24 protein-coding genes and 1 tRNA gene are annotated in these 25475 nt (G+C 60.8%); 16 read left to right on the top strand and 9 right to left on the bottom strand.

The annotated features are described in order from the left end of the window. Nucleotides 1–3: 3 nt before the first annotated feature. The 9 genes from ACL9RI_RS26875 (at nt 4) to cheY (ending at nt 9002) form a co-directional block, all read left to right on the top strand. The gene (locus ACL9RI_RS26875) at nt 4–552 is read left to right on the top strand and encodes a chemotaxis protein (protein WP_422729515.1); all 549 of its coding nucleotides are present in this window, start codon (nt 4–6) and stop codon (nt 550–552) included. A gap of 77 nt (nt 553–629) precedes the next feature. Continuing rightward, nucleotides 630–995 (top strand): response regulator, encoded by a 366-nt coding sequence (locus ACL9RI_RS26870; protein WP_183676990.1) that lies wholly within the window; start codon nt 630–632, stop codon nt 993–995. 43 nt (nt 996–1038) lie between these two features. After that, nucleotides 1039–3261, top strand: coding sequence for a chemotaxis protein CheA (gene cheA / locus ACL9RI_RS26865; RefSeq protein WP_422729514.1), 2223 nt, complete (start codon nt 1039–1041; stop codon nt 3259–3261). A gap of 25 nt (nt 3262–3286) precedes the next feature. Next, nucleotides 3287–3793: a chemotaxis protein CheW gene (locus ACL9RI_RS26860; protein ID WP_422729513.1), complete on the top strand. Its 507-nt coding sequence runs from the start codon at nt 3287–3289 to the stop codon at nt 3791–3793. 138 nt (nt 3794–3931) lie between these two features. Next, entirely contained in the window at nt 3932–5650 is a 1719-nt protein-coding gene (locus ACL9RI_RS26855) for a methyl-accepting chemotaxis protein (protein WP_422729512.1), read from the top strand. Nucleotides 5651–5732: 82 nt separating this feature from the next. Continuing rightward, the gene (locus tag ACL9RI_RS26850) at nt 5733–6605 is read left to right on the top strand and encodes a CheR family methyltransferase (protein WP_422729511.1); all 873 of its coding nucleotides are present in this window, start codon (nt 5733–5735) and stop codon (nt 6603–6605) included. Between the two features lie 9 nt (nt 6606–6614). After that, nucleotides 6615–7223, top strand: coding sequence for a chemoreceptor glutamine deamidase CheD (gene cheD / locus ACL9RI_RS26845; RefSeq protein ID WP_183676995.1), 609 nt, complete (start codon nt 6615–6617; stop codon nt 7221–7223). Nucleotides 7224–7387: 164 nt separating this feature from the next. Next, complete coding sequence (locus ACL9RI_RS26840; RefSeq protein WP_422729510.1) at nt 7388–8458, top strand: protein-glutamate methylesterase/protein-glutamine glutaminase; 1071 nt, start codon at nt 7388–7390, stop codon at nt 8456–8458. Nucleotides 8459–8606: 148 nt separating this feature from the next. Continuing rightward, nucleotides 8607–9002, top strand: coding sequence for a chemotaxis response regulator CheY (gene cheY / locus ACL9RI_RS26835; protein ID WP_183676997.1), 396 nt, complete (start codon nt 8607–8609; stop codon nt 9000–9002). A gap of 71 nt (nt 9003–9073) precedes the next feature. On the opposite strand, the gene ACL9RI_RS26830 is transcribed toward cheY, so the two are convergent. Both ACL9RI_RS26830 and ACL9RI_RS26825 read right to left on the bottom strand, forming a co-directional pair. Then, nucleotides 9074–9967 (bottom strand): SDR family oxidoreductase, encoded by an 894-nt coding sequence (locus tag ACL9RI_RS26830; protein ID WP_422729509.1) that lies wholly within the window; start codon nt 9965–9967, stop codon nt 9074–9076. A 29-nt stretch (nt 9968–9996) separates the two neighbouring features. Continuing rightward, nucleotides 9997–10746 carry an SDR family oxidoreductase gene (locus tag ACL9RI_RS26825; RefSeq protein WP_422729508.1) on the bottom strand — a complete coding sequence of 250 codons (750 nt, stop codon included), beginning with the start codon at nt 10744–10746 and terminating at the stop codon, nt 9997–9999. Nucleotides 10747–10973: 227 nt separating this feature from the next. Between ACL9RI_RS26825 and ACL9RI_RS26820 the strand changes: the two genes are divergently transcribed. Continuing rightward, on the top strand, nt 10974–11495 hold the full coding sequence (locus tag ACL9RI_RS26820; RefSeq protein ID WP_422729507.1) for a cyclic nucleotide-binding domain-containing protein: 522 nt from the start codon (nt 10974–10976) through the stop codon (nt 11493–11495). Nucleotides 11496–11601: 106 nt separating this feature from the next. Beyond that, nucleotides 11602–11961 carry a hypothetical protein gene (locus ACL9RI_RS26815; RefSeq protein ID WP_422729506.1) on the top strand — a complete coding sequence of 120 codons (360 nt, stop codon included), beginning with the start codon at nt 11602–11604 and terminating at the stop codon, nt 11959–11961. Nucleotides 11962–11982: 21 nt separating this feature from the next. Here ACL9RI_RS26815 and panC read toward each other — a convergent pair whose 3' ends face one another. The 5 genes from panC to metG all read right to left on the bottom strand — a co-directional run bounded on the left by panC (nt 11983) and on the right by metG (nt 16751). Further along, on the bottom strand, nt 11983–12822 hold the full coding sequence (gene panC / locus ACL9RI_RS26810) for a pantoate--beta-alanine ligase (RefSeq protein ID WP_422729505.1): 840 nt from the start codon (nt 12820–12822) through the stop codon (nt 11983–11985). A 57-nt stretch (nt 12823–12879) separates the two neighbouring features. Continuing rightward, complete coding sequence (locus ACL9RI_RS26805) at nt 12880–13776, bottom strand: segregation and condensation protein A (protein WP_422729504.1); 897 nt, start codon at nt 13774–13776, stop codon at nt 12880–12882. 17 nt (nt 13777–13793) lie between these two features. Next, a complete protein-coding gene (locus ACL9RI_RS26800) occupies nt 13794–14003 on the bottom strand; it encodes a DUF3460 family protein (protein ID WP_183677003.1) in 210 nt (69 codons plus the stop codon). A gap of 108 nt (nt 14004–14111) precedes the next feature. Beyond that, nucleotides 14112–14591, bottom strand: coding sequence for a GNAT family N-acetyltransferase (locus ACL9RI_RS26795; protein WP_422729548.1), 480 nt, complete (start codon nt 14589–14591; stop codon nt 14112–14114). Between the two features lie 12 nt (nt 14592–14603). Beyond that, the gene (gene metG, locus ACL9RI_RS26790) at nt 14604–16751 is read right to left on the bottom strand and encodes a methionine--tRNA ligase (protein WP_422729503.1); all 2148 of its coding nucleotides are present in this window, start codon (nt 16749–16751) and stop codon (nt 14604–14606) included. Nucleotides 16752–16922: 171 nt separating this feature from the next. Between metG and apbC the strand changes: the two genes are divergently transcribed. Together apbC and ACL9RI_RS26780 are read left to right on the top strand one after the other, a co-directional pair. After that, entirely contained in the window at nt 16923–18011 is a 1089-nt protein-coding gene (gene apbC, locus ACL9RI_RS26785; protein WP_422729502.1) for an iron-sulfur cluster carrier protein ApbC, read from the top strand. A 164-nt stretch (nt 18012–18175) separates the two neighbouring features. Beyond that, nucleotides 18176–19852 (top strand): alkaline phosphatase family protein, encoded by a 1677-nt coding sequence (locus tag ACL9RI_RS26780; protein ID WP_422729501.1) that lies wholly within the window; start codon nt 18176–18178, stop codon nt 19850–19852. Nucleotides 19853–19858: 6 nt separating this feature from the next. Here ACL9RI_RS26780 and ACL9RI_RS26775 read toward each other — a convergent pair whose 3' ends face one another. Next, complete coding sequence (locus ACL9RI_RS26775; RefSeq protein ID WP_422729500.1) at nt 19859–21406, bottom strand: phospholipase D family protein; 1548 nt, start codon at nt 21404–21406, stop codon at nt 19859–19861. A gap of 66 nt (nt 21407–21472) precedes the next feature. Then, a complete protein-coding gene (gene lysA, locus ACL9RI_RS26770; protein ID WP_422729499.1) occupies nt 21473–22711 on the bottom strand; it encodes a diaminopimelate decarboxylase in 1239 nt (412 codons plus the stop codon). A gap of 102 nt (nt 22712–22813) precedes the next feature. Here lysA and ACL9RI_RS26765 point away from each other — a divergent pair, with 102 nt between their 5' ends. The 3 genes from ACL9RI_RS26765 (at nt 22814) to ACL9RI_RS26755 (ending at nt 25474) form a co-directional block, all read left to right on the top strand. Next, nucleotides 22814–23725, top strand: a complete 912-nt coding sequence (locus ACL9RI_RS26765) for a LysR family transcriptional regulator (protein ID WP_422729498.1) — start codon at nt 22814–22816, stop codon at nt 23723–23725. Between the two features lie 115 nt (nt 23726–23840). Continuing rightward, nucleotides 23841–25262: a glutamate--tRNA ligase gene (gene gltX, locus ACL9RI_RS26760; RefSeq protein WP_422729497.1), complete on the top strand. Its 1422-nt coding sequence runs from the start codon at nt 23841–23843 to the stop codon at nt 25260–25262. Between the two features lie 136 nt (nt 25263–25398). Continuing rightward, nucleotides 25399–25474, top strand: a tRNA-Ala gene (locus ACL9RI_RS26755). The last annotated feature ends 1 nt before the right edge of the window (nt 25475 follow it).

The following is a 25475-nucleotide window of genomic DNA, read 5'->3' as shown; positions in this document are numbered from 1 at the left end:
TTTATGACAAGAAAGAAAGTACTGGGCTCGCAAGTGAAGCGCCTGTTGTCTGGCGTGTCGGAGCATGGCCGCAAGCATTTGACGGAGGTGGAAACCGACCTGGTGCAGACCGGCGTCTTGCTGGAAGAGGCGATCGAGAAGCTGTCCTTCAATTTCATGGCCATCCATGCGGCCGTGGCGGCGCAGCAAGACACCATCGCCTTGCTGCTCGATGGCGGTCTGCCGGCCGAACAGCAGCGCGAGAAATTACTGGCGCTGCAGGGCGAGGTGGGCGGCTATGTCAACGCCGCCATCACCAGCATGCAGTTCCAGGACATGACCAGCCAGCTGATCGACCGCACCCTGAAGCGGGTGACCGGTTTGCGCGAGTTTCTCGGCACCTTGGGTTCGCATGGCGCCGAGATGCTGCCCGAGAGCGATAACGAAGAGATCGTCGCCTTGCTGTCGAGGGTCAGCATGGCGCTGGCGATACAGAGCCTGGAATTGCGCAGCGTGCTGCGCAAGGCCGTCAGCCAGCAGCATTTGGAAAGTGGCGACATCGAGCTGTTTTAGCACAGGGTGCTGAACGCTTGCGGTTGCATGGATTAATCATAGATGGGCAAGAAGCCCGAATAAGAGTGGGAGCAAAGATGGCCAAAACAATACTTGCAGTGGACGATTCCAGCTCATTGCGCCAGATGGTGGCGTTCAGCCTGAAAGCCGCCGGTTACCAGGTGGTGGAAGCCGTTGACGGCCAGGACGGTCTGGAAAAAGCCAAGCTGCAAACGGTGGATCTGGTGCTGACGGACCAGAACATGCCGCGCATGGATGGCCTGGAACTGATCAAGCTGCTGCGTGAACTGCCGACCTATCAAAAAGTGCCCATCCTGATGCTGACGACGGAATCGTCCGATGAAATGAAGGCCAAGGGCCGCGCCGCCGGCGCCAATGGCTGGCTGGTGAAACCGTTCGATCCGCAACGCCTGATCGAGGTAGTCAAAAAGGTGATCGGCTGATGCCAGTCGCCCAGCGTAACGATGCAATGGACGGAGTCACCCTATGACCATCGATATTAGCCAGTTTTTTCAGGTCTTTTTCGATGAGGCCGAAGAACTGCTGGCTGAAAAAGAACGGCTGCTGCTGGCCGTCGATATTGCGGCGCCCGACGCCGAAGACCTGAACGCCATTTTTCGCACCGCCCATTCGATCAAGGGCGGCGCGTCGACGTTCGGCCTCTCCGACATGAGCGAAGTGACGCATATCCTGGAGTCCCTGCTCGACCGCATACGCCAGGGCCAGATGGCCCTGACGGCCGAACACGTGGACGCCTTTTTGGCGGCCAAGGATATCCTCAAGATGCAGCTCGATGGCCATCGCCTGGGCACGCCCGTCGACCAGGACGCTGTCGCCAATATCCGCATGATGCTGCAGTCGTTTTCGCAGGATGTGCCGGTGGCGGCATTGACGCCGGTTGCGCCCGCGTTTCACACGGCGGAAAAGGAAGCCGTCAGCCATGCGGGCGGTCAGCGCTACCGCCTGGAACTGCCGAAGATGGAACAGCGCGAAGTCGATGCGCTGGCCGCCGAGCTGGGCTTGCTGGGCGACGTGGCCGTGTCCACCTTGCCGGACGCGCGCAGCGTGCTCAATGTGACCACGCATGAAAGCCTGGACGATATCCTGGCCATCTGCTCGTTCGTGCTGAACCCTGATGACATGGTCATCACGCAGTCGCCGCCGCTGGCGCCTGGCGAGGCCGAGGCTGCCGATGCGGCGCGCCGGGCCCAGGAAAATGCACAGGGTTATGGCTTCTTCGATCCCTTGCCCTCTACGCCAGCCGTCAAGACCGAGGCAGAGCAGGGATATGGCTTCTTCCAGCCGCTCGAGGAAATCCGCGCCGCGGCGCAAGGTGCGCAAGAGCCGACCGATGCGCAGCGCGGTTATGGTTTTTTCCAGCCGCTGGAACAGATCCGCGCCGATGCGGCCAAGGCCAGCTCGGCGAACGCCAGTTCTGCCGCAGCCGTTGTCGTGACGGCGGCCGCCGACGCCGAGCATGAAAAGAAACCTGCCAAGAAAGACAGCGACAAGGCGGGCGCCGAATCGTCGTCGATCCGCGTCTCGATCGAAAAAGTCGACCAGCTGATCAACCTGGTGGGCGAGCTGGTGATCACGCAGGCGATGATCGAACAGCGCGCCAGCGGGCTCGATCCGATGCTGCATGAAAAGCTGCTCGACAGCGTCAGCCACCTGACGCGCAATACGCGCGACTTGCAGGAAGCTGTGATGTCGATCCGCATGATGCCGATGGATTTCGTGTTCTCGCGCTTCCCGCGCATGGTGCGCGACCTGGCCACCAAGCTCGGTAAAAAAGTCGATTTCATCACCAATGGCGCAGCCACGGAACTGGACAAGGGCCTGATCGAGCGCATCGTCGATCCGCTGACGCACCTGGTGCGCAACAGTATCGACCATGGCGTGGAAATGCCGGCTGCCCGCGTGGCCGCCGGCAAGACCGAAGCGGGCCGATTGTTCCTGTCGGCCAGCCACCAGGGCGGCAATATCATCATCGAAGTGTCCGACGATGGCGCCGGCCTGAACCGCGAACGCATCCTGGCCAAGGCGCAGCAGCAGGGCATGGACGTGTCCGAATCCATGAGCGACGCCGAAGTCTGGCAGCTGATCTTCGCGCCCGGCTTTTCCACCGCCGAAGCGGTCACCGACGTGTCGGGCCGTGGCGTGGGCATGGATGTCGTCAAGCGCAACATCAGCGCCATGGGCGGCGTGGTCGATATCCGCTCGGCCAAGGGTTTTGGCACCACGATTTCGATTTCGCTGCCGCTGACCCTGGCCATCCTCGACGGCATGTCGATCAGGGTCGGCGACGAGGTGTACATCTTGCCGCTGGGTTTTGTGATCGAGTCCCTGCAGCCCGCCGTGGAAGATATCCGCGATATCAGTGGCAAGGGGCAGGTGGTGAAAGTGCGCGGCGAATACCTGCCGTTGATACCGCTGTACCAGATGTTCGACATCACTCCGCGTTTTACGACGCCGTCCGAAGGCATCTGCGTGATCCTCGAAACCGAAGGGCGCAAGGCCGCGCTGTTTGTCGACGACCTGGTCGGCCAGCAGCAGGTGGTGGTGAAAAACCTCGAATCGAATTACCGCAAGGTGGTGGGCATTTCCGGCGCCACCATCCTGGGTGACGGCGGCGTGTCCTTGATCCTCGACGTCGCGGCCCTGATCCGTTCCTCTCGTCAGTTGGCTGACGAGTCCATTTTTTCGTAACACAGATAGCAGATAGGAAAACACCATGTCAGATATTCAACAAAACTCTGGAAGCAAATCGGGCGACGGCAAGGATATCGCCGGCCGTGAATTCCTGGCCTTCACCCTGGGCTCCGAAGAGTACGGCATCGATATCCTGAAGGTGCAGGAAATCCGCGGCTACGAAGCGGTGACCCGCATCGCCAATGCGCCTGAATTCATCAAGGGCGTGATCAACCTGCGCGGCATCATCATCCCGGTGGTCGACATGCGCATCAAGTTCAAGCTGGGCACGCCCGTGTACGACCAGTTCACGGTGGTGATCATCCTGAACATCGGCGGCCGTATCGTCGGCATGGTGGTCGATAGCGTCTCCGACGTGACCACCCTGAGCCCGGAACAAGTCAAGCCGGCGCCGGAAATGGGCACCGCGTTCTCGACCGACTACATGATCGGCCTGGGCACCATCGATGAGCGCATGCTGATCCTGGTCGATATCGACAAGCTGATGTCGAGCAGCGAGATGGGTCTGATCGATAAGCTGGCAGCTTGATAATCGGGTCAGACCCGCCGGGGTCAGACCCGCCGGGTCTGGCCTCAGTATTTGCCGGCCGGCCGCAAGGTTCATAGAAACCTGGCCACCACGCGGTACGACTATGGCGTGCCGTCATCAAACATACGGGAGACTGAAATGGTTTTGCGCGATTTCAAGATAGGCACGCGGTTGAGTATCGGTTTTGGCAGCATCCTGGTCATCCTGGTGGTGGTGATCCTGTCGGCGAATGGCCTCAATTCCCGCAACAAGGCGCAACTGCTGGCGGGGCTGGAACTGGCGGACCAAAAGAATACGCAGGCCGGGCTGATGAAAAGCACGATGCTGGAAACCGGCATCGCCATCCGCAATATCGGCTTGCAAAGCGATGTGGGCCTGATGCAGGCGGAAGAGGGCAAGGTGCAGCAGTACCGCAAGCACTATGACGGCGCACGCGACAAGCTGGCCAGCCTGGGACTGTCCGACAGCGAAAAGACGCTGATGGCGCACATCGCCACGGCCGACCGTGAAGTCGATGCGGCGTTCAAGGAAGCGATGGCGCAGGTGCTGGCATTTAACAGCGAGGGCGCCTCGAAGATCATTGCCACGCGCATCGATCCGCTGAACCAGAAGACCCTGGCCGACATCAACCAGCTGCTGGCATTGCAGCAGAAGGCGCAGCAAAGCTTCATGGACGCTTCGCTGTCGGCGGACAAGCGATTGATGCTGATGCTGTTCGCGCTGGGCGGCGTGGCGGTGGTGCTGGGCGCCTGTTGCGCCGTGTTTATCACGCGTTCGATCACGGTGCCCTTGTCGGGCGCCCTGGCGGTGGCGCAGAAGGTGGCGGCCGGCGAACTGACTTCGCACGTGGTGGTCGAAGGAAAAGATGAAACCAGCGCGCTGCAGCAGGCGCTGAAAGAAATGAACGCCAGCCTGGTGAAAACTGTCAGCGATGTACGCCAGGGTACGCAAACGATAGCGATAGCGTCCAACGAAATCGCCAGTGGTAACGCGGATTTGTCGGCGCGCACGGAGACGCAAGCCAGTTCGCTGGAAGAAACGGCATCATCGATGGAAGAATTGACATCGACCGTGAAGCAGAATGCGGACAATGCGCGCCAGGCCAATCAATTGGCCGTGTCGGCATCGTCGGTGGCGGAAAAAGGTGGCAACGTGGTGGCGCAAGTCGTCGATACCATGGGTTCGATCAAGGACAGTTCGCGCAAGATCGTCGATATTATCGGCGTCATCGACGGTATCGCGTTCCAGACCAATATTTTGGCCTTGAATGCCGCGGTGGAAGCGGCGCGGGCGGGTGAGCAGGGGCGCGGTTTTGCGGTGGTGGCGTCCGAGGTGCGCAATCTGGCACAACGATCGGCTGGCGCAGCGAAGGAAATCAAGGGCCTGATCGGCGATTCGGTCGAGAAGGTCGATGCCGGCAGCCGGCTGGTGGATGAAGCAGGGCAGACCATGGAGCTGATCGTGCAATCGATCCGCCAGGTGGCCGACATCATGGGCGAGATCACGGCGGCGACGCAGGAACAAAGCCATGGCATCGGCGAAGTGAACCAGGCCATCGCCGAGATGGACCAGATGACGCAGCAGAACGCGGCGCTGGTCGAGCAGGCGGCGGCAGCGGCCGAAAGCATGCAGGAACAGGCGCAGCGGCTGGCCGGCGCCGTCAGCATTTTCAAGCTCGGCAGCGAAGGCCAGGCTTCAGCCGCGGTAGCGGCGCCGGCAACGCGGATAGCGGCAGCGGCCAGGCCGGTGCTGAAGGTGACGGCAACCAAAACCAGGGTGGCAGGGGCGCGCAAGACGGCGCCGGCATCCGAAAAAAAGCTGGCGGCGGCCAGCGGCGACGACTGGGAAGAGTTTTAACGCGCGCTGCGACGTGCTTCCCGTCCCGTTGAGTATCATTGCAAAGGCATAGTTCAGAGTAGTCACAGAGAGGTAACAACATATGCCGCAAACGAAAACGGATACAGTCAAGGAGTTTGACTTTACGGGCAAGGACTTTGAACGGGTCCGCGCCATGATACACAAGCGGGCCGGCATTGCGCTGGCCGACAGCAAGCAGGAAATGGTCTACAGCCGCCTGGCGCGGCGTTTGCGCGCGACCGGCATTTCCTCGTTCGTCCGCTACCTGGACGACCTGGAGGCGGGCCGCATGGGCGACGAGTGGGAAGCGTTTACGAATGCGCTGACGACCAATCTGACCTCGTTCTTCCGCGAGGCGCACCATTTCCCGCTGCTGGCAGAACACGTCAAGAAATTGAGCGGGCCGATCACCATCTGGTGTTCGGCCAGTTCCACCGGCGAGGAGCCGTATTCGATCGCCATGACGGTGTGCGAAGCGTTCAACACGCTCACGCCGCCGGTGACCATCATCGCCACCGATATCGACACCAACGTGCTGGCCACGGCCGCCAATGGCGTCTACAACCTGGACCGGCTCGACAAGATGGCGCCCGACCGCGCGCGGCGCTTTTTCTTGCGCGGCAAGGGCGATCGCGAAGGGCAGGTCAGGGTGCGCCCGGAACTGCGCCAGATGATCACCTTCAAGCCGCTCAACCTGCTGGCCGACAGCTGGCCCTTGAGCGGCCAGTTCGACGTGATCTTTTGCCGTAACGTGATGATCTATTTTGACAAGGCGACGCAGCGCAAGATACTGGCCCGCTTTGTGCCTTTGATGAAACCCAATGCCCTGCTGTTTGCGGGCCATTCGGAAAATTTTCTGTACGTGTCGGAATCATTGAAGCTGCGCGGCAAGACCGTCTACGAACTTGACCAGGCTCGTGGCAGCGCACCCAAAGCATCGTTGCATCGTACATGAAAGTGAATTATGAGTCTGGAACCCAAAGAGCAATTTGCCACTAACGTCTATTACGACAGGACGTTCAATTGTGACGCAGCCAAGATCTTGCCAGGGGAGTATTACTTCACCAACAAGGACATGCTGATCGTCACCGTGCTCGGCTCCTGCGTATCGGCCTGCATCCGCGACCGCGTCACGGGCCTGGGCGGCATGAACCACTTCATGCTGCCCGATGGCGGCAGCGATACCAACAGCCCGATTTCCGCCTCCATGCGCTATGGCACCTATGCGATGGAAGTGCTGATCAACGATTTGCTGAAGGCCGGCGCGCGGCGCGAAAACATGGAGGCGAAAGTCTTCGGCGGCGGCGCCGTGCTGCGCGGCTTCACGGCGATCAACGTGGGCGAACGCAACGCAGCCTTCGTGATCAATTATCTGCGCGCCGAAAAGATGCGCGTGGTGGCCGAGGACTTGAACGACATCTACCCGCGCAAGGTGTATTTTTTCCCCCGCAGCGGCAAGGTGCTGGTGAAAAAGCTGATGCAGACGCATAACGATACGCTGGTACGCCGCGAACTCGATTACGCCAGCCGCCTGAAGGTCGCCCCTGTCGGCGGCGAGATCGAGCTGTTTTAATAAACACGAGGCCAAACCTGCTGCGCGTCGCGCTTTGCGGCCTGCGATGCTCACCGTGCTCTAGCTCGGTTGCGCTTCTTAGCCACAAATCACTGCCGCTCGCTACGGTTTGGCCAAGTGTTTTTTTGATGAAAAAAAGGCTGTATGGCCTGGAGGAGAACGATATGAAGATCAAGGTATTGATCGTGGATGATTCGGCGCTGATCCGCAGCGTCATGAGCGAGATCGTGAACAGCCAGCCCGACATGGAGGTAGTGGGTGCAGCGCCCGATCCGCTGGTGGCGCGCGAGATGATCAAGCAGACCAATCCCGACGTGCTGACCCTGGACGTCGAGATGCCGAAGATGGACGGCCTCGATTTCCTGGAAAAGCTGATGCGTTTGCGTCCGATGCCGGTATTGATGGTGTCGTCGCTGACCGAGCGCGGCTCCGAAATCACCATGCGCGCGCTGGAACTGGGCGCCGTCGATTTCGTCACCAAGCCGAAGATATCGATCCAGAGCGGCATGCGCGAATACACGGACATGATCGCCGATAAAATCCGTGCCGCCTCCAAGGCCCGCATCCGCGCGCGCAGCGTGCCATCGGCCAGCGACAAGACTGCCGCGCCGCTGCCGGCCTTGCGCAGCCCGCTGACCTCGAGTGAAAAGCTGATCATCGTCGGCGCTTCGACCGGCGGCACCGAGGCGATCCGCGAGTTCCTGATGCAGATGCCCTCGGACTGCCCCGGCATCCTGATCACGCAGCACATGCCCGAAGGTTTCACGACCTCGTTTGCGCGCCGCCTCGATTCGCTGTGCAAGATCTCGGTGCAGGAAGCGGCCGGCGGCGAACGCGTGTTGCCGGGCCACGCCTACATCGCGCCTGGCCACTCGCACCTGAGCCTGACCCGCAGCGGCGCCAACTACATGACCCGCATCGACCAGGGCGAACCGGTCAACCGCCACCGTCCTTCCGTCGACGTGCTGTTCCGCTCCGCCGCCCAGTCGGCTGGCAAGAATGCCGTCGGCGTGATCCTCACCGGCATGGGCAAGGATGGCGCCCAGGGCATGTTGGAAATGAAGGCGGCGGGCGCGTATAATTTTGCGCAGGATGAGGCCAGTTGCGTGGTGTTCGGCATGCCGCGCGAAGCGATCGCCATCGGTGCTGCGCACGAGGTTGGTCCACTGAAATCGTTGCCCGGCATGGTGCTGGGCCACCTGGCGGCGCATGGCATGCGCGCATTGCGCGTATAAGCGACTTTTTAATGTGATTCAAAGCAAGTTTGTTCGCCTAAAAGCAACGAAAATGCTATCCTACAACTTGCTGCCGTAGTGTCGACCATAATGTCGGCATTCATGTCGATATTATTAACAAACCGCTACAGAAACAACGGAGTTATTCATGGCTGATCCAAAGATGAAATTTTTAGTCGTTGACGATTTTTCGACGATGCGCCGCATTGTCCGGAATCTGTTGAAGGAACTGGGTTATGCCAACGTCGATGAAGCCGAAGACGGCGTGATGGGCCTGGCCAAGCTGCGCGCCGAGTCGTATGACTTCGTGGTGTCGGACTGGAACATGCCGAACATGGATGGCCTGACGATGCTGCAGCACATCCGTGCCGATCCTGCGCTGGCCAAGCTGCCGGTGCTGATGGTGACCGCTGAAGCGAAGAAGGAAAACATCATCGCCGCCGCCCAGGCTGGCGCCAGCGGTTACGTCGTCAAGCCATTCACGGCCGCGACCCTCGATGAAAAGCTGAACAAGATTTTCGAAAAACTGGAAAAAGGCGGCTAAGCCAGCTCCAGCTTCTAGCGAAAAAAACGCTGCCGGTGCGAACCGGCAGCGTTTTTTTTCGCCTTCGACTATTACGCTGCCGTTTGAACGGCCAGCAGGTCGTCGATGCCGATGCGCTTGGCAAAATCGATGCGTACCTTTTCAGCCACCAGCGACACTTCTTCTGCGCCATCGTTGATGAAATCGATCACGGTGCGGAACGGGCGCTGGCCGGCGGGCAGTCCCACCACGCGCACGATGTCGTCGGCCACGGCCACCGGGTCGGCATCGTCCGGCGTCAGGGCCGACAGGCGTGCGCCGACCTGGTCCATCAAGCCGTCGTAGCGGGCATAGGCGGCGCTGGTGTCCGTATCGGCCGGCTTGCCCGCGTTCGGGAAGTGCGCCGTACCGCGGGTGAAAGCGCCTGGCGTGACGATGGTCGTTTCGATGCCGAAGCGCGTCAGCTCGTACGACATGGTCACGGCGATCGAATCCATGGCCGCCTTGGCTGCCGCGTACGGTCCCATGAACGGTGGAAAGCCGCCGCGCGTGGTGGTGCTGCTGACCCACAGCAGCAAGCCGCTGCCTTGCGTGCGCAAGACGGGCAGGGCGGCCTTGTTGACGCGCTGCGCGCCGATCACATTGGTGTCGAACACGTGGTTGATTTCTTCCGGCGAGAACGCTTCCATCGGACCGGTGACGAGACCGCCCGCATTGTGCACGATCACGTCCAGCCGGCCCTGTTCGGCCACGATGGTGGCGATCGCTGCATCGCACGACGCTTGCGACAGCACGTCCAGTTCCAGGCCGCGGATATCCTGGCCACGTGCAAACGCATGGTCGCGCAATTCCAGCACGCGCGGTGCATTGCGGCCCAGGGTGTCGCGCATGCTCGCATACACTGTGTGGCCGGCGGCAGCCAGGGCGCGCGCCGTCAGGTTGCCGATACCGGTCGATGCGCCGGTAATCAAAATGACTTGTTTCATGATGGTGTCCGTTTCTGTTCGTGGTGTGCTTATACGAGGCCGCCGTTGGCGCGCAACGTTTGGCCATTGACCCAGCGGCCATCCGGGCCAGCCAGGAAAGCTACTGCGGAAGCGATATCGTCCGGGGTGCCCAGGCGTTCCAGCGGGGCCATCTTGCTCATGCGTTCGATCACTTCGTCCGACTTGCCGTTCAAGAACAGCGCAGTCGCGGTCGGGCCGGGGGCGACCGCGTTGACGGTGATGTTCTTGCCGCGCAGTTCCTTGGCGAAGATATTGGTCATGGTTTCGATGGCGGCCTTGGTGGCGCCGTAGACGGAATAGCCGGGCAGGGCGATGCCGATCACGCTGGTCGAGAAATTGACCACGCTGCCGCCGTGGCGCAGGCGCTTGGCCGCCTGGCGCATGGTGTTGAAGCTGCCCTTGACGTTGATGGCGAACAGGCTGTCGAAGGTGGCGTCGTCGGTGTCGGCCAGCATAGGCAGCACGGACGGCATGATGCCGGCGTTATTGATCAGCACATCGACGCCGCCGAAAGCCTCTTCCGCCGCATCGAACAGCGCTTGCACCTGGCCTGCATCGGCGACATTGGCTTGCACGGCGATGGCGGCACCGCCGTCGGCCACGATGGTGGCTACCAGCTTGTCTGCTTCAGCCTGGCCATTGGCATAGTTGACGACGACCTGCATGCCGTCGCGCGCCAGGCGCTGGGCGATGGCGGCGCCGATGCCGCGTGATGCGCCGGTGACGATGGCAACTTTTGGGGTGTTGGTGGTGCTCATATCTGCTCCTGTGTGGTGGTGGGGCTGCGTCGTTGCGAGCCAGTGACTGCATTGTGATCTTTATCTGTGATCGGATAAAGCCAGGTAATTTGTTCAGACTGTGCAATCGTAGATAATAATGATTGTTGGCCGGATTGGCATGGTGCAGGCAGAAAAGCCTACTTTATCGCTGCCGGCGGCAGCCCTATAGTGCCTGCCTTAAAGAGAAACACATCCAGGAGCACACCATGTCAAAAAGATTGTCGCCTTTCATCCTTGCCGCTGGCGCACTATTGATGCCGCTGGCCCAGTACGCCCATTCCTTTAGTTCCGACCGCCAGGATTCTTCCATGCAAGCCTCGACCACGTATCTGTATTTGTTGCGCAAGACGCCCTTCTTTACGCGCCTGACGACGGCGCAATTGCGCGAGGTGATCGCGCACTCCAGGGAGTGGGAAGTCAAGCCGGGCACGGCCATTGCCGCCAGCGGCGATGCGGCGCGCAGCGTGTGGATCTTGCTCGATGGGGGATGGCAGGTGGAGGCGGGCGGCAAGGTCTACCCGGCGCTGCACGATCAGCCAGGCAAGTGGTATGGCCGCGATGCCGTGTATGCCGCCACCGAACCCTCACGGCTGGTGGTGAACCAGCATAGTTATGTCATGCAGATGACGCAGGCTGATTTTGAACGTTTGCTGGCGCAAGGCCTGGATTTCCAGACCCACCTGGCGCAGGGTGAGCAATATTATGCTGAAATATTACAGGGGAAATAATTTTTAATGATGTGCAGCAACATTTGTTGTAACAAGGATTGAGTCCTGACCCGCTTTGCGCGATGATCGCTCCACTGTCCCCGACCCCGACAATAAGGAGCGCAACATGCGCCGAATAGAGACTGTAGTATTGGCAGTGAGTATGGCTTGCCTGGTGGCGTGCGGCGTCAGCGTCGAGCAGGCGCCGGTGCTGTCCATCAGCACTTCCACTGCAAGCAATGACGATCTGGCCAGCCGCTACGAACCGCTGGCAGTTGCTGAACCTCGCGTCACTTCGATACGTTTGCTGGCTGCCGACCCGGCCCAGGCGCGCGCCATGCTGCGCAGCCAGAAACTGCCTGCCAAACAGCGTAAATTATGGGAAGACGAAGAGATCGTACTGGAATTGCCGCGCCATGAAACGATCATGGCGCGGCATCGCCCGGGCTTCGCAGCCGATGGCGAAGGCCGGGTAATCGGCTTGTAGGCCAGCGCCCGGGCTGGGCCCTTAAATTTCCAGGTTGTCGATCAAGCGTGTTTGCCCCAGCTTGGCGGCGGCCAGCACCACCAGTGGCTCGCCGGCCGCCAGTTCGGTGCTGGACGGCGCTTGCAGGTTGGCGCGCTTGCGCACGGAGATGTAGTCTGATTTCCAGCCGCGGCCGTTCAACGCCTGCATCGCTGCCTGCTCCAGTTCGCCGATGGACAGGTTGCCCATGCGTACTTCCTCGGCCACGAAGTTCAGGCCCTTGTACAGTTCCGGTGCTTCGGCCCGTTCCGCTTCCGACAGATACATATTGCGTGACGACAAAGCCAGGCCATCGTCGGCGCGCCAGGTTTCGGCGGCGATGATTTCCGTCGGTAACGCGAACTGGCGGCACATATTGCGGATGATCATCAGTTGCTGGTAATCTTTCTTGCCGAACACGGCCACTCTTGGCTGCACGCAGGAAAACAGCTTGGTGACGACCGTGCACACGCCTTCGAAGAAGCCGGGGCGGAATTCGCCTTCCAGGGTATTGCCCAGGTCGTCAGGCGGACGCACGCGGTATTCCTGCGGTTCCGGATACAAATCTTTTTCCGTCGGCGCGAACAGCACGTACACGCCTTCCTTTTCCAGTTTTTCGACGTCGGCCTGGAAGGTGCGCGGGTATTTGTCGAAGTCTTCGTTCGGGCCAAACTGCAGGCGGTTCACGAAGATCGAGGCGACGACGGGGTCGCCATGCTTGCGCGCCAGGCGCATCAGCGACAGATGGCCTTCATGCAGATTGCCCATGGTGGGCACGAAGGCCGTGCGCAGCTGTCCGCTCAGTTGGTCGCGCAATTCTTCGATGTCGGAAATAATTTTCATTGATTGCTCTCGCTAAAACCCCGGTATCCGGTAGCCGGTAAGAAGGGGAGGATGATATCAGGCAGGCGAATAGGCCAGCCGGACGTAGATGGGGGCAAACGGCTCGGCTTGCGTGATCTCGATCAAGGTTTCCTTGGCCAGTTCCAGTAGGGCCACGAAATTGACCACCACGATGGGCACGCCGCCGCTGATGTCGAACAGGTCGCCGAATTCCACGAAGCGGGCGCTTTGCAGGTGGCGCAGGATGCTCGACATATGTTCGCGCACCGATAATTCCTGGCGGCTGATGCGGTGATGCTGGGTCAGCTTGGCGCGTTTCAGCACATCGAGCCACGCCTGCTGCAAATCCACCGCTTCCACATCGGGGAAAGTGGGCGTCAGGCTTTGCTCGATGAAGATCTGCGTGCGCACGAAATCGCGTTCGAATTGCGGAATCGCATTCAAATCATAAGCGGCCAGCTTGATTTGCTCGTATTCAAGCAGGCGGCGCACCAGTTCCGCGCGGGGATCGCCGCCATCTTCCTCGACATCGCTTTTGCGCGATGGCAACAGCATGCGTGACTTGATCTCGATCAGCATGGCCGCCATCAACAGATACTCGGCCGCCAGTTCCAGATTGCGCACGCGGATCTGGTCGACATATTTCAGATATTGCAGGGTGACCTGCGCCATCGGGATATCGAGAATGTTGAAGTTTTGCTTGCGGATCAGGTAGAGCAGCAAGTCCAGCGGGCCTTCGAAGGCTTCAAGGAAGATTTCCAGCGCGTCCGGCGGGATGTAGAGATCGGTTGGCATGCGCAGCAGCGGCTCGCCATACAGGCGGGCTATGCCGGCTTCGATCGCATCGGCGGCGGGCACCGCCTCTGCGACCACTGTTGCCAGCTCGTCGCCGTGAGCGGAACTGTCGCCGCTAGCGACAGCTTCGGGCGTGCTCACCGACTCTTCAGGCAGCATCGTGCCGTGTCCAGGAGTTAGATCTTGTTCTGGTAGACGTAAGCCTGTTGCTTGACGGCCGACGCCATCTGGCGGTCCTGTTCATCGAGGCTGACGGGCGGCTTGTCCCACAGCAGGGCACGGCCGGCGCGCTGGCCTTCGTCGATGGCCGGGTTCTTGGCCTTCAGTTCATTGATGAACTTGGTGTGGTCGGAAACGTAGTTCAGGTGTTTTGCAGGCAGTTTCATATTTTCTTCTGAGTAAAGTCAGCAAGCTCCATTTTACCGCGCCGCAAGGTGCGGCGGGCAGACTATCGCCTGGCTGTAGGGAAATTTCTAAAAATTATCTTAAAGGCATCAGTAACGCAGTGTACGCCGCATCATCATCGGCAGTGGTTCGGCCGGGTTGGCGTGCGAATATTCCAGTTCCTCGGCCAATTCAAAACCGTAGGCTGCATAAAAGTCGATCAGCTTGGGCTGGTCGCGGCGTATTGCCAGGCGCAATTCCTCTGCCTGGCAAGCCAGGCCATGGTGTATCACGGCTTCCAGCAACTGTTGCGAACAATGCTGGCCGCGCCAGGCAGGCACGATGCCCATGCGCGCAATTTCCCAGATGGCCGGCTCGCTGTCGAGCGGCATCCAGCGCACGGAACCGGCCGGCTGCCCATCGATCAGCAGTATAAAACCGCCACCGCTGCGCAAATCATCGGTCACGCGCTCGGTCGTTTCGCGGTGCCCGCTGGACGTGGCGGCCACTTTTCCCGCCCACGAGGCGCGGGTCAGCTCGGCTATCAATTGCGCATCCGCATCGTCCGCTTCGCGCACCACGATCTGCATCACGGGCCTCGCTTAGCGTATGCGCATGCCAGGTTCGGCGCCTGGCCACGGGTTCAGGATGTAGATGCCAGGGTTGGATTTCTCGTCAGCAGCGGAAGCGGCCATCACCATGCCTTCGGAAATGCCGAACTTCATCTTGCGCGGCGCCAGGTTGGCTACCAGCACGGTCAGCTTGCCGACCAGTTCTTCCGGCTGGTAGGCTGAGCGGATGCCCGAGAAGACATTGCGGTAACGGCCTTCGCCGGCGTCCAGGGTCAGGCGCAGCAGCTTGTCGGAACCGTCGACCAGTTCGCAATTGACGATTTTGGCGATGCGCAGGTCGACTTTCAGGAAATCGTCGATCTTGATTTCCGGCGCCAGTTCTTCGATGGCGGCAGCGGCAGGTGTTGCAATCTCAGCAACTTCTGCTGCTGGAGCTGTTACCGCTGCGGCAGCTTGCGGTGCATCAAACAGCGCTTCGATCATCTTGCTGTCCATGCGCGTCATCAAGTGGCTGTAGGCGCCGATGGTGCGGCCCAGCATGCTGTTCGACACGGCGTCGCCAAACACTTGCGTATCGGCCCAGATAAATTGCTCTTCGTTCAGGAACGAGGCCACATTCTTGGCTACGCCTGGCAGCACTGGCGACAGCAGGATGGTCAGCTGGCGGAACAGGATCAGGGCGGTGGTGCAGACATCGTGCAGTTCCGCCGTCTTGTCGGCATCCTTGGCCAGGATCCATGGTTTGTTTTCATCGACATACTGGTTGGTGATGTCGGCGATTTCCATGATTTCGCGCAAAGCCTTGCCAAATTCGCGGTTTTCAAAGTGCTGGGCGATGCTGGCCTGGCGCTCGACCACCACGCCATTGACGTCATGCGTGAGGGCGCGGCTGATCCACGCTTGCGCGCTGTCCGACAGGGTGCTGGCCAGCTTGCCATCGAAACGCTTGGCGATAAAGCCGGCGCAGCGGCTGGCGATGTTCACGTACTTGCCGATCAGGTCGCTGTTCACGCGGGCCACGAAGTCGTCGCCGTTGAAGTCCAGGTCTTCCACTTTCGAGTTCAGCTTGAAGGCGATGTAGTAGCGCAGCCATTCCGGGTTCATGCCCAGGTCCAGGTAGCGCAGCGGCGAAATGCCGGTGCCGCGCGACTTCGACATTTTTTCGTTGTTGACCGTCAGGAAGCCATGTACATTGACTTTCAGTTTTTCGATCACCGGATGGCCGGCAAACTGCAGCATGGCAGGCCAGAACAGCAGGTGGAACGAGACGATGTCCTTGCCGATAAAGTGGATTTGTTCGGTGGCCGGATCGTTCAGCAGGGCGTCGAAATCGATGCCTTTCTTGTCGCAATAATTTTTCAGGCTGGCCAGGTAGCCGACCGGCGCATCCATCCAGACATAGAAAAACTTGCCCGGTGCATCAGGAATCGGGATGCCGAAGTACGGCGCATCGCGCGAAATATCCCAGTCCGCCAGCTTTTCACCCGCTTCGCCCAGCCATTCGCTGACCTTGTTGACCATTTCAGGCTGCAGGCGGCCTGGCGTGTTCAGCCAGTTTTTCAGGAATTCGAAGCAGCGCGGGTCCGACAGCTTGAAGAAATACTGTTCCGACGGCTTCATCACGGGCGTGGCGTTGGTGAAGACCGAGAATGGATTGACCAGGTCGGTTGGCTGGTAAGCGGCGCCGCACACTTCGCAATTGTCGCCATACTGGTTCTTGGCGCCGCATTTCGGGCATTCGCCCTTGATGTTGCGGTCGGCCAGGAACATGCCTTTCACCGGATCGAAGAAACGGTCGACGGTTTTCGTGACGATCAGGCCCGTATCGCGCAGTTTGCGGTAGATCGACTGCGACAGCTCCACGTTTTCAGGCGAATCGGTCGAGTACCAGTTGTCAAAGGCGATATGGAAACCATCGAGGTACTGGGCGCGGCCGGCGGCGATATTGGCGACGAATTCCTGCGGCGTGATGCCTTCTTTTTCGGCGGCGATCATGATCGGCGTGCCGTGCGTATCGTCGGCGCCCACAAAGTGCACTTCACGGGCCGCTGCGCCATCGCGTTGCATTCGCTGGAACCGGACCCAGATATCGGCCTGGATATATTCCATGATGTGGCCAATGTGAAATGCGGCGTTTGCGTAAGGCAGGGCAGTGGTGACGAACAGCTTCCGAGTCATGATTGATGCACTTTTGGGATGGATAAACAGGCATTTTAACAGCGGAAAGCCGATATGAGCAGATGCGGAACAGATATGGCCAGCGCCGGCGCTGCTTTTGTCTCCCTCGCGACCCGCAAATTTACGCTAGACTGCGCCTATTGCATATGTAGGAACATCCCGGAGATTGTCATGAGTATCACAGTAGAAGACGTCAAAGCAGCACTGACACAGGTTATTGATCCCAATACCCATAAAGATTTCGTTTCCAGCAAGACCGTCAAGAACCTGAAGGTGGATGGCGCGGATATTTCGCTCGACATCGAGCTCGGCTATCCAGCCAGGAGCCAGATCGACCTGATCCGCAAATCCGTGCTGGCCGCCCTGCGCGTGCTGCCGGGCGTGGGCAATGTCAGCGTAGGCGTGTCGTCGAAGATCATTTCGCACACGGTGCAGCGCGGCCTGAAGCCGATGAATAATGTCAAAAACATCATCGCCGTTGCCTCGGGCAAGGGAGGCGTTGGCAAATCGACCACGGCCGTCAACCTGGCGCTGGCCCTGGCGGCCGAGGGCGCGACCGTGGGCGTGCTGGACGCGGATATCTATGGCCCGTCGCAGCCGATGATGCTGGGCATCAGCGGCCAGCCGAAGACCCTGGACGGCAAGAGCATGGAGCCGATGGAAAACCACGGCCTGCAAGTGTCGTCGATCGGTTTCATGATCGATCCGGACGAGCCGATGGTATGGCGCGGCCCGATGGTCACGCAAGCCTTGCAGCAATTGCTGGACCAGACCAACTGGCGCGATCTCGATTATCTGATCGTCGACATGCCGCCAGGCACCGGCGATATCCAGCTGACCCTGTCGCAAAAAGTGCCGGTCACGGGCGCCGTGATCGTCACCACGCCGCAAGACATTGCGCTGCTGGATGCACGCAAGGGCCTGAAAATGTTTGAAAAAGTCGGCATCCCGATCCTGGGCGTGGTGGAAAACATGAGCACGCACATCTGCTCGAACTGCGGCCACGCGGAAGAAATCTTCGGCGCCGGCGGCGGCGCCAAGATGTGCGCCGACTTTGGCGCGGAATTCCTGGGCGCCTTGCCGTTGACCATGGCGATCCGCCAGCAAACGGATTCCGGCACGCCGACCGTGGTGGCCGAGCCGGACGGCCCGGTGGCCGTGATCTACAAACAGATCGCCCGCACCATCGCCATCAAGGTAGCGGAAAAAGCCAAGGACATGACCAGCAAGTTTCCTTCGATTGTGATCAAGAACGATTGATTGTTGTTTGGTAGTCAGCGTAAAACTGGGGTCAGACCCGTCGGGTCTGACCCCGGAATTTTGCTGCGTCATGCTAGTAGCGTAATGTCATAGTGTCATTATGTTGTCATATTGTCTGTGTATCCTGCCTGCTGCCCCTACAGACACTATAGAGACGAGCCGATATGACCAAGAATTTTTCCCTTTCCCGGCAACTGGCGTATGCGCTGCTGGTTTCCAGCGTGGCGGCCAGTCACGCGTTTGCTGCTTCTGCGGCGCCTGTTGCAAAAATAGCCCAGCCGAAACTGGTGGTGGTGCTGGTGGTTGACGGCTTGCCGCAGGAACAAGTGACGCGCTATCGCGACCAGTTCGGCCAGGGCGGTTTCCGCCGTTTGCTGGAGCAGGGTGCGTGGTTCAGCGATGCGCACCAGGCGCACGGCATTACCGTCACCGCGATCGGCCACTCGGCCGTGCTGTCGGGCGCCTATCCGTATCAGCACGGCGTGATCGGCAATAACTGGATCGATCCCGTCACCAAGAAATCCGTGTATTGCACCGAAGATGGCAATTTCCATTACATCGGCGAAGAAACCAAGCCCGACGACGGCACGGCGCCGACGAAATTGCGCGTGACCACCCTGGGCGACGAGTTGCGCTACGCCACCGGCGACAAGGCCAAGGTCGTGACCGTGTCCGGCAAGGACCGCGGCGCCATTTTGCTCGCTGGCAAGACGGGCACCGCCTATATGTACATGGAAAAGACTGGCAACTTCGCCAGCAGCACATATTATATGCAGCAGCATCCGCAATGGGTGCAGGCTTACCAGGCAGCCAAGCCGCAAGACCGCTACTACGGCAAGAGCTGGACGCCGCTGCTGGCCGACAGCGCCTACGTCAACGACGCGCGCGACGATCTTGTGCCGGCCAAGCCGGGCGTCCGCAACACCTTCCCGTTTTCCTACTACAGCGACAGCGGCAACCTTGACGGCGATTACTACAACCGCCTGAAGGCCGGCCCTTTCCTTGACGAGCTGACCCTGGAATTTGCCCGCGCGGCCGTCGATGGCGAAAACCTGGGCCGTAATCCGGCCGGCGTGCCCGATATCCTGGGCGTGAGCCTGTCGGCGCACGATTATGTGAACCATGCCTACGGCCCGGAAAGCAAGATGTCGCACGACCACCTGCAGCGCCTGGACCGCATGCTGGCCAGCTTCTTTGGCGACCTCGATAAAAAAGTCGGCATGGACAACGTGATCGTGGTGCTGACGGCCGACCATGGTTTCGCCAACGTGCCCGAGTTTACGGAAGCGCGCGGCATCTCGGCCAAGCGCATCGATGGCGACAAGCTGGCGGCCGACCTGAACCAGCACCTGGCAAGTACCCTTGGCGTGGACAAGCTGGTGACGACCTGGTCGATGCCGAATATCTATCTCGATTACGCATTGGCTGAAAAAAGCGGTATCAAGCGCGCCGACCTGGAAAATGCGGCTGCCCGCTACCTGATGGAGCAAGATGGCCTGGCGCAGGTCTACACGCGCACGCAGATGGAAAGCGGCTTTGTCGCGACGCGCATGGATACCCTGATGCGCCGCGCCTGGAACCGCCAGTTGTCGGGCGACCTGATGGTGGTAACGAAACAGGCCTGGTACTTCGGCAAGGGCGTGGGCGGCACTTCGCACGGCTCGCCGTACACCTACGACACCAACGTGCCGCTGATGGTCTTCGGCCCACGCTGGATCAAGCCGGGCGCCTACGGCCAATACGCCGAGGTGGTCGACATCGCCCCCACCCTGGCCCACTTGCTGCGCGTGCGCCAGCCATCGGCGTCGGAAGGGCGGGTGCTGGTGGAGGCGGTGAAGTAAGCTAGCTTACAACAACCAGTCTATCGGCAGCACCGACAAGATAGATACGCCCAGGCGCTTCCACACGCTGGCGCCGGGTTCCGTGTCGTAGCGCGTGGTGCTGCCGTTGGCGCTGCGGGCGGTCCAGTAGAGCGAACCGTCCGGCGCCAGGTGGACCTGGTAGGCGCGCTGGGGGATGGTGCTGCGCATGGCGGCGCCCAGCTGGCTGGCCAGTTCAGGGCTGTCGATGACGAGGCCCATTTCCGTGTTCAATTCGATCGAGCGCGGGTCGAAGTTGAACGAGCCGACAAAAATACGCTGGTCGTCCACGGCAAAGGTTTTGGCGTGCAGGCTGGAAGCGGAACTGCCGAAGCGGCCCGTGTGTTCGCGCGCGTCACCTTCTTCCCAGGAGCGGCGCGATTCATACAGGGTGACGCCCGCTTCCAGCAACGGTTTGCGCCATTTGGCGTAGCCGGCATGCACGGCCGCCACGTCGGTTGCTTCCAGTGCGTTGGTCAGGATGCGCACGTTCACGCCGCTGGTCGCCATGTCGATGAAAGCCTGCGTACCCGCTTTGCCGGGCACGAAGTACGGCGAAATCAAATCCAGTTCCCTGCTTGGCACGCCCAGCAGGTTTTTCAGGTTTTCCGCCACGCCGGTGCCATGGCGCGCCTTGCCGAGCACCTTGGCCGGGTCGTCGCTGACCAGGCGCGTGGGCGCCCAGATCAGGGGCAGGCTGCGCTCCATCAACTGCTTCACAAACGGCGAGGTGCGCATCGCCTCCACGTATTCCAGCGCGGCGGCGCTGTCTTCCACTTTGCCAGCTTTGACTTCGATGGCGCTTGCATCGCTTACTGCTGGCGTTTGCAGCAGCAGCGCCGCCGGATAGGCCGACGCGCTATTCCAGTAGCGGTCGAAGTCCTGCGACACTTCGTCCACCACGGGGCCGATCGCCAGCACGTCCAGGTCGGAAAACAGCACCTCGCCGGCCGCGCCAAAATATTCATCGCCCACATTGCGCCCGCCGACGATGGTGGCCTGGTTATCGGCTGTGAACGATTTATTGTGCATGCGCCGGTTCAGGCGCGAAAAATCGCCTAAAAAGGCCAGTGCGCGCGGTTTGCGCAGCTGGAAGGGATTGAATAAACGGATTTCCAGATTGGCTTGCTGGCCCAGTTGCGCCAGGGTGGCGTCCATCCCTGCCGTGTTGTTATCGTCGAGCAGCAGGCGCACGCGCACGCCCCGTTCGGCCGCCTGGCGCAGCGCGTCGAACAGCAGGGTGCCGGTGATGTCTTCATGCCAGATGTAGTACTGCACGTCCAGGCTGCGCTGGGCGGCAGCGGCCAGCAGGGCGCGCGCGGCAAACGCATCGCGCCCATCGGCCAGCGGATAGATGCCCGATACGCCCGGATGCTGCGCGGCCATGGGCGCGATGGCCAGTCCCAGCTGCGTATCGCTGGTCGCGGTGATGCGGCTTGAGGCCGTCCTGCCGTCCAGCGAGGGCAGGGGCGCGCAGCCGGCCAGCAGGCTGGCTGCCAATAACAGGGTGGAGAAGTGCAAGGAACGGGTGGGCATGGCTGGCTTTCATCGGAGTTGCCCGATGTTATCAGATGCGCATGCCCACACTGCTGAGTGAACTGTTTAGAACTGCTCCAGCGCGATCAGTTCAGCCACCGTCTGGCGGCGGCGGATCACGCGCGACTGGTCTGCATCGACCAGGTATTCCGCCGCATGCGGGCGGCTATTGTAGTTCGACGACATCGATGCGCCATACGCGCCCGCGCCTTCAAACACCACGTAGTCGCCCACTTGCGCGCTAGGTAGCAGCCGCGTTTCGACCACGCCGCCATCGCGCTGGGTGAATACGTCGCCCGATTCGCACAGGGGGCCGCCGACCACGGTGGCGTGCTGTGCATCGAGTGCACGGCCATCGTGGGCGATCACGCTCATGGCGTGGTAGCTGCCGTACATGGCGGGGCGCATCAGTTCATTGAAGCCCGTGTCGAGCAGGGTGAAATGGTTGCCGCCCATTTGCTTGGTGGCGCGCACTTCGGCCACCAGCAAGCCGGCATCGGCCACCAGGAAGCGGCCCGGTTCGATTTCCAGGTGCACCGGGTGGCCCAGGTGCGCTTCGATCTGCTTGCGCGCCGCATCCCACAGCTGGAAATAGTGGTTGGTGTCGACCGGCTGTTCGCCATCGCGGTAAGGCACGGACAGGCCGCCGCCGGTGGAAATGGCGTCGATGTCGTGGCCCATGTTCTTGACCAGGTCGACCATGGTGCCACAGACGGTTTCCAGGTGGCTGTAATCGACGCCCGAGCCGATATGCATGTGCAGGCCCACCAGGTGCAGGCCGTGCTCGCGGATAATCGCCAGCGCTTCTGGCAGTTGTTCGTGCCAGATGCCGTGCTTGCTGTTTTCGCCGCCCGTATTGGTCTTGTTGCTGTGGCCATGGCCAAAGCCCGGATTGATGCGCAGCCAGACACGGTGGCCGGGCGACACGGGGCCCAGCTGGCGCAGCATGTCGATCGAGCCGCAATTGACTTCGATCTTTGCTGCCACCACGCGCGCCAGGGTGGCGCGGTCGAACAGGTCGCAGGTAAATACCAGGCCGGCCGCGCCATTGGTTTGCGCCGGCGTAAAGCCTGCCTGCAGCGCGCGCTCGATTTCGCCCAGCGAGACGGCGTCCACGTGCACGCCCGCCTCGCGCATCAGGGTCAGCAGATGGATATTCGAGTTGGCCTTTTGCGCAAAGCGCACCGTGTCGAACTGCGCCAGCTGCCTGATGCGCGCGCGGATGGTGGCGGCGTCGTAGACCCACAGCGGCGTGCCATGTTCCTGGGCGAGTTGGGCGAGGGTCTGGTCCGTAACGGGCTTCATCGTGTGCTTTCGTGGGAGGGTGGGAATGTGATCATGATCGGTGTTTATGCTTCAAACATAAAATATCTATTTAAGCCTATCTTATTCATTTATGATATGGCTATGTCCATCACCCTACGCCATATCGAGGTTTTCCGCGCCATCATGACGACCGGCAGCGTCACGGGCGCCGCGACCATGCTGCATACCTCGCAGCCCACTGTCAGCCGCGAACTGGCGCGCCTGGAATACCTGACGGAGCTGACCCTGTTCGAGCGCGAGCGGGGCCGGCTGCGCCCCACGGCCCAGGCGCTGCAGCTGTTCGAGGAAGTGCAGCGCGCCTATTTTGGCCTGGAGCGCATCGTCAGCACGGCGACCGCCTTGCGCCAGTTCGACCAGGGCCAGTTGTCGATCGCCTGCCTGCCCGTGTTTTCGCAATCGCTGCTGCCGCAGGCCTGCAGGCAGTTCGTGGCAGATTTCCCCGATGTGAGCATCAGCATCACGCCGCAGGAATCGCCCCTGCTCGAAGAGTGGCTGTCGGCGCAGCGCCATGATATCGGCCTGACGGAAGTGGGCAGCGCGCCGCCGGGCACCGCGTTTGACGTCTTGATGTCGGTCGACGAAGTATGCGTGCTGCCAGACGGCCACCGGCTGGCCGCCAAAGCGGTGCTGGCGCCGCAGGATTTTGCCGGCTTGCCCTTCATCAGCCTGGCCGCCGTCGACCCGTACCGGCAGCAGATCGATGCCATTTTCCGTGAGGCCGGGGTGGAGCGGCGCATGGCGCTCGACACGCACAGCGCCGTTTCCGTTTGCGCCATGGTGCGCGAAGGCGTGGGCCTGGCCATCGTCAATCCGCTCACGGCGCTCGACTATGCGGGGCAGGGCTTGCAGATCCGCCGCTTTGCCGTCTCCCTGCCGTTCACCGTGAATATCGTCAAGCCGCTGCACCGGCCGCCGTCGCAGCTGGTGGCCCTGTTCGAGCACGCGCTGCATGCGCAGGCCGATGTAGTGAAGCGGCGCTTGCTGGCATTGTAAAAGCAAGCCCGCAAAGGGCTGGGGTTGGACCATCAGGGGCCGACCCCGGGGTTTGCCTTTGGGTTTGCCTTAGGTAGTAAAATGGCGTTTTATTTATTTAAGCCTGATTACTTCGATGACCACAGCTTCCGCCCTTCCTGTTCATACCCATGTCCGTACCCGTTTCGCTCCCAGCCCGACCGGCTATCTTCACCTGGGCGGCGCCCGCACTGCTTTATATAGCTGGGCCTACGCGCGCCACTTCGGCGGCACCTTCGTGCTGCGCATCGAAGACACGGACCTGGAGCGCTCCACGCCGGAAGCCGTGCAAGCCATCATCGAAGGCATGAAGTGGCTGGGCCTGGACCACGACGAAGGCCCGTTCTACCAGATGCAGCGCATGGACCGCTACCGCGAAGTGGTGGCGCAGATGCTGGAGCAGGGCACGGCCTATCTGTGCTACTCCTCGCCGGAAGAAGTCGAAGCGATGCGCGAGCGCATGCGCGCCGCCGGCGAAAAGCCGCGTTACGACGGCACCTGGCGCCCGGAAGCTGGCAAGACCTTGCCTGCCGTGCCGGCTGATCGCAAGCCTGTCGTGCGCTTCAAGAATCCGCTCGATGGCGACGTGACCTGGGACGACGTCGTCAAAGGCACCATCACGATTTCCAACCGCGAGCTGGACGACCTGGTGATCGCCCGCCCGGACGGCACGCCGACCTATAACTTCTGCGTGGCCGTCGATGACTGGGACATGCAGATCACCCACGTGATCCGCGGCGACGACCATGTCAACAACACCCCGCGCCAGATCAACATCCTGCGCGCCATCGGTGCACCGCTGCCCCTGTATGGCCACCTGCCGATGATCCTCGGCGCCGATGGCGAAAAACTGTCGAAGCGCCATGGCGCCGTCAGCGTGATGGATTACCCGGCGCAGGGCTTCTTGCCGGAAGCGATGCTGAACTACCTGGCGCGCCTGGGCTGGAGCCACGGCGACGACGAAGTGTTTTCGACCGCGCAGTTCTGCGAGTGGTTTAACCTGAACCATCTGTCGAAATCGGCGGCCCAGTTCAACAATGAAAAACTGGCCTGGCTGAACAACCACTATATCAAGCAGGCCGACAACAGCCGTCTGGCCGAGCTGGCCCGCCCGCAGATGCTGGACGCTGGCGCCGTGTTTGAAGGTGCGCCGGACCTGGCGCTGGTGCTGGGCATGATGAAAGAGCGCGCCAACACCGTCAACGAACTGGCGGCCGCCTCGCTGCTGTTCTTCCGCGAACCGCAGCCCGAAGCCGCACTGGTCGAGCAGCACATCACCGTGACCATCAAGCCGGTGCTGGCGCAGTTTGCCGAGCGTATCGCCACGGTAGAGTGGAGCAAGGAAGCCGTGGCTGCCATGATCAAGGAAGTGCTGGCTGCCAACACCATCAAGATGCCGCTGCTGGCCATGCCTTTGCGTTTGATTTTGACGGGTCAGTTGCAGACGCCAGCCATCGACCAGGTAGTGGTGCTGTTCGGCCGCGAGACGGTGTTGTCGCGCCTGGCGAAGTGGCTGTAATGAAAGGCTGGGGCTGATTGTTAAATCAGCCTGTTTGCGAGGTGCGGAAACTAGCCCTATGAAATGTTACGTATAGGCGTAAAAAGGGTATTTGCAGAGTGAAACTTCTTTGCTATACTCTTGTTTCTGCACCAACGGGGGTATAGCTCAGCTGGGAGAGCGCTTGCATGGCATGCAAGAGGTCAGCGGTTCGATCCCGCTTACCTCCACCAA

The organism is Janthinobacterium sp. Mn2066, assembly GCF_049319705.1.
GTDB lineage: Bacteria > Pseudomonadota > Gammaproteobacteria > Burkholderiales > Burkholderiaceae_D > Janthinobacterium.
This window is presented reverse-complemented; position numbering and strand designations above follow the sequence as displayed.

Coding starts and splice junctions, on each gene's coding strand:
- ACL9RI_RS26765 (WP_422729498.1), top strand. CDS start 22,814: ATGTCCATCACCCTACGCCATATCGAGGTTTTCCGCGCCATCATGACG.
- ACL9RI_RS26875 (WP_422729515.1), top strand. CDS start 4: ATGACAAGAAAGAAAGTACTGGGCTCGCAAGTGAAGCGCCTGTTGTCT.
- ACL9RI_RS26855 (WP_422729512.1), top strand. CDS start 3,932: ATGGTTTTGCGCGATTTCAAGATAGGCACGCGGTTGAGTATCGGTTTT.
- cheD (WP_183676995.1), top strand. CDS start 6,615: ATGAGTCTGGAACCCAAAGAGCAATTTGCCACTAACGTCTATTACGAC.
- ACL9RI_RS26850 (WP_422729511.1), top strand. CDS start 5,733: ATGCCGCAAACGAAAACGGATACAGTCAAGGAGTTTGACTTTACGGGC.
- ACL9RI_RS26800 (WP_183677003.1), bottom strand. CDS start 14,003: ATGAAACTGCCTGCAAAACACCTGAACTACGTTTCCGACCACACCAAG.
- ACL9RI_RS26815 (WP_422729506.1), top strand. CDS start 11,602: ATGCGCCGAATAGAGACTGTAGTATTGGCAGTGAGTATGGCTTGCCTG.
- ACL9RI_RS26825 (WP_422729508.1), bottom strand. CDS start 10,746: ATGAGCACCACCAACACCCCAAAAGTTGCCATCGTCACCGGCGCATCA.
- cheY (WP_183676997.1), top strand. CDS start 8,607: ATGGCTGATCCAAAGATGAAATTTTTAGTCGTTGACGATTTTTCGACG.
- ACL9RI_RS26795 (WP_422729548.1), bottom strand. CDS start 14,591: ATGCAGATCGTGGTGCGCGAAGCGGACGATGCGGATGCGCAATTGATA.
- ACL9RI_RS26780 (WP_422729501.1), top strand. CDS start 18,176: ATGACCAAGAATTTTTCCCTTTCCCGGCAACTGGCGTATGCGCTGCTG.
- ACL9RI_RS26805 (WP_422729504.1), bottom strand. CDS start 13,776: ATGCTGCCTGAAGAGTCGGTGAGCACGCCCGAAGCTGTCGCTAGCGGC.
- ACL9RI_RS26830 (WP_422729509.1), bottom strand. CDS start 9,967: ATGAAACAAGTCATTTTGATTACCGGCGCATCGACCGGTATCGGCAAC.
- cheA (WP_422729514.1), top strand. CDS start 1,039: ATGACCATCGATATTAGCCAGTTTTTTCAGGTCTTTTTCGATGAGGCC.
- lysA (WP_422729499.1), bottom strand. CDS start 22,711: ATGAAGCCCGTTACGGACCAGACCCTCGCCCAACTCGCCCAGGAACAT.
- apbC (WP_422729502.1), top strand. CDS start 16,923: ATGAGTATCACAGTAGAAGACGTCAAAGCAGCACTGACACAGGTTATT.
- ACL9RI_RS26860 (WP_422729513.1), top strand. CDS start 3,287: ATGTCAGATATTCAACAAAACTCTGGAAGCAAATCGGGCGACGGCAAG.
- ACL9RI_RS26775 (WP_422729500.1), bottom strand. CDS start 21,406: ATGCCCACCCGTTCCTTGCACTTCTCCACCCTGTTATTGGCAGCCAGC.
- metG (WP_422729503.1), bottom strand. CDS start 16,751: ATGACTCGGAAGCTGTTCGTCACCACTGCCCTGCCTTACGCAAACGCC.
- ACL9RI_RS26870 (WP_183676990.1), top strand. CDS start 630: ATGGCCAAAACAATACTTGCAGTGGACGATTCCAGCTCATTGCGCCAG.
- gltX (WP_422729497.1), top strand. CDS start 23,841: ATGACCACAGCTTCCGCCCTTCCTGTTCATACCCATGTCCGTACCCGT.
- ACL9RI_RS26820 (WP_422729507.1), top strand. CDS start 10,974: ATGTCAAAAAGATTGTCGCCTTTCATCCTTGCCGCTGGCGCACTATTG.
- panC (WP_422729505.1), bottom strand. CDS start 12,822: ATGAAAATTATTTCCGACATCGAAGAATTGCGCGACCAACTGAGCGGA.
- ACL9RI_RS26840 (WP_422729510.1), top strand. CDS start 7,388: ATGAAGATCAAGGTATTGATCGTGGATGATTCGGCGCTGATCCGCAGC.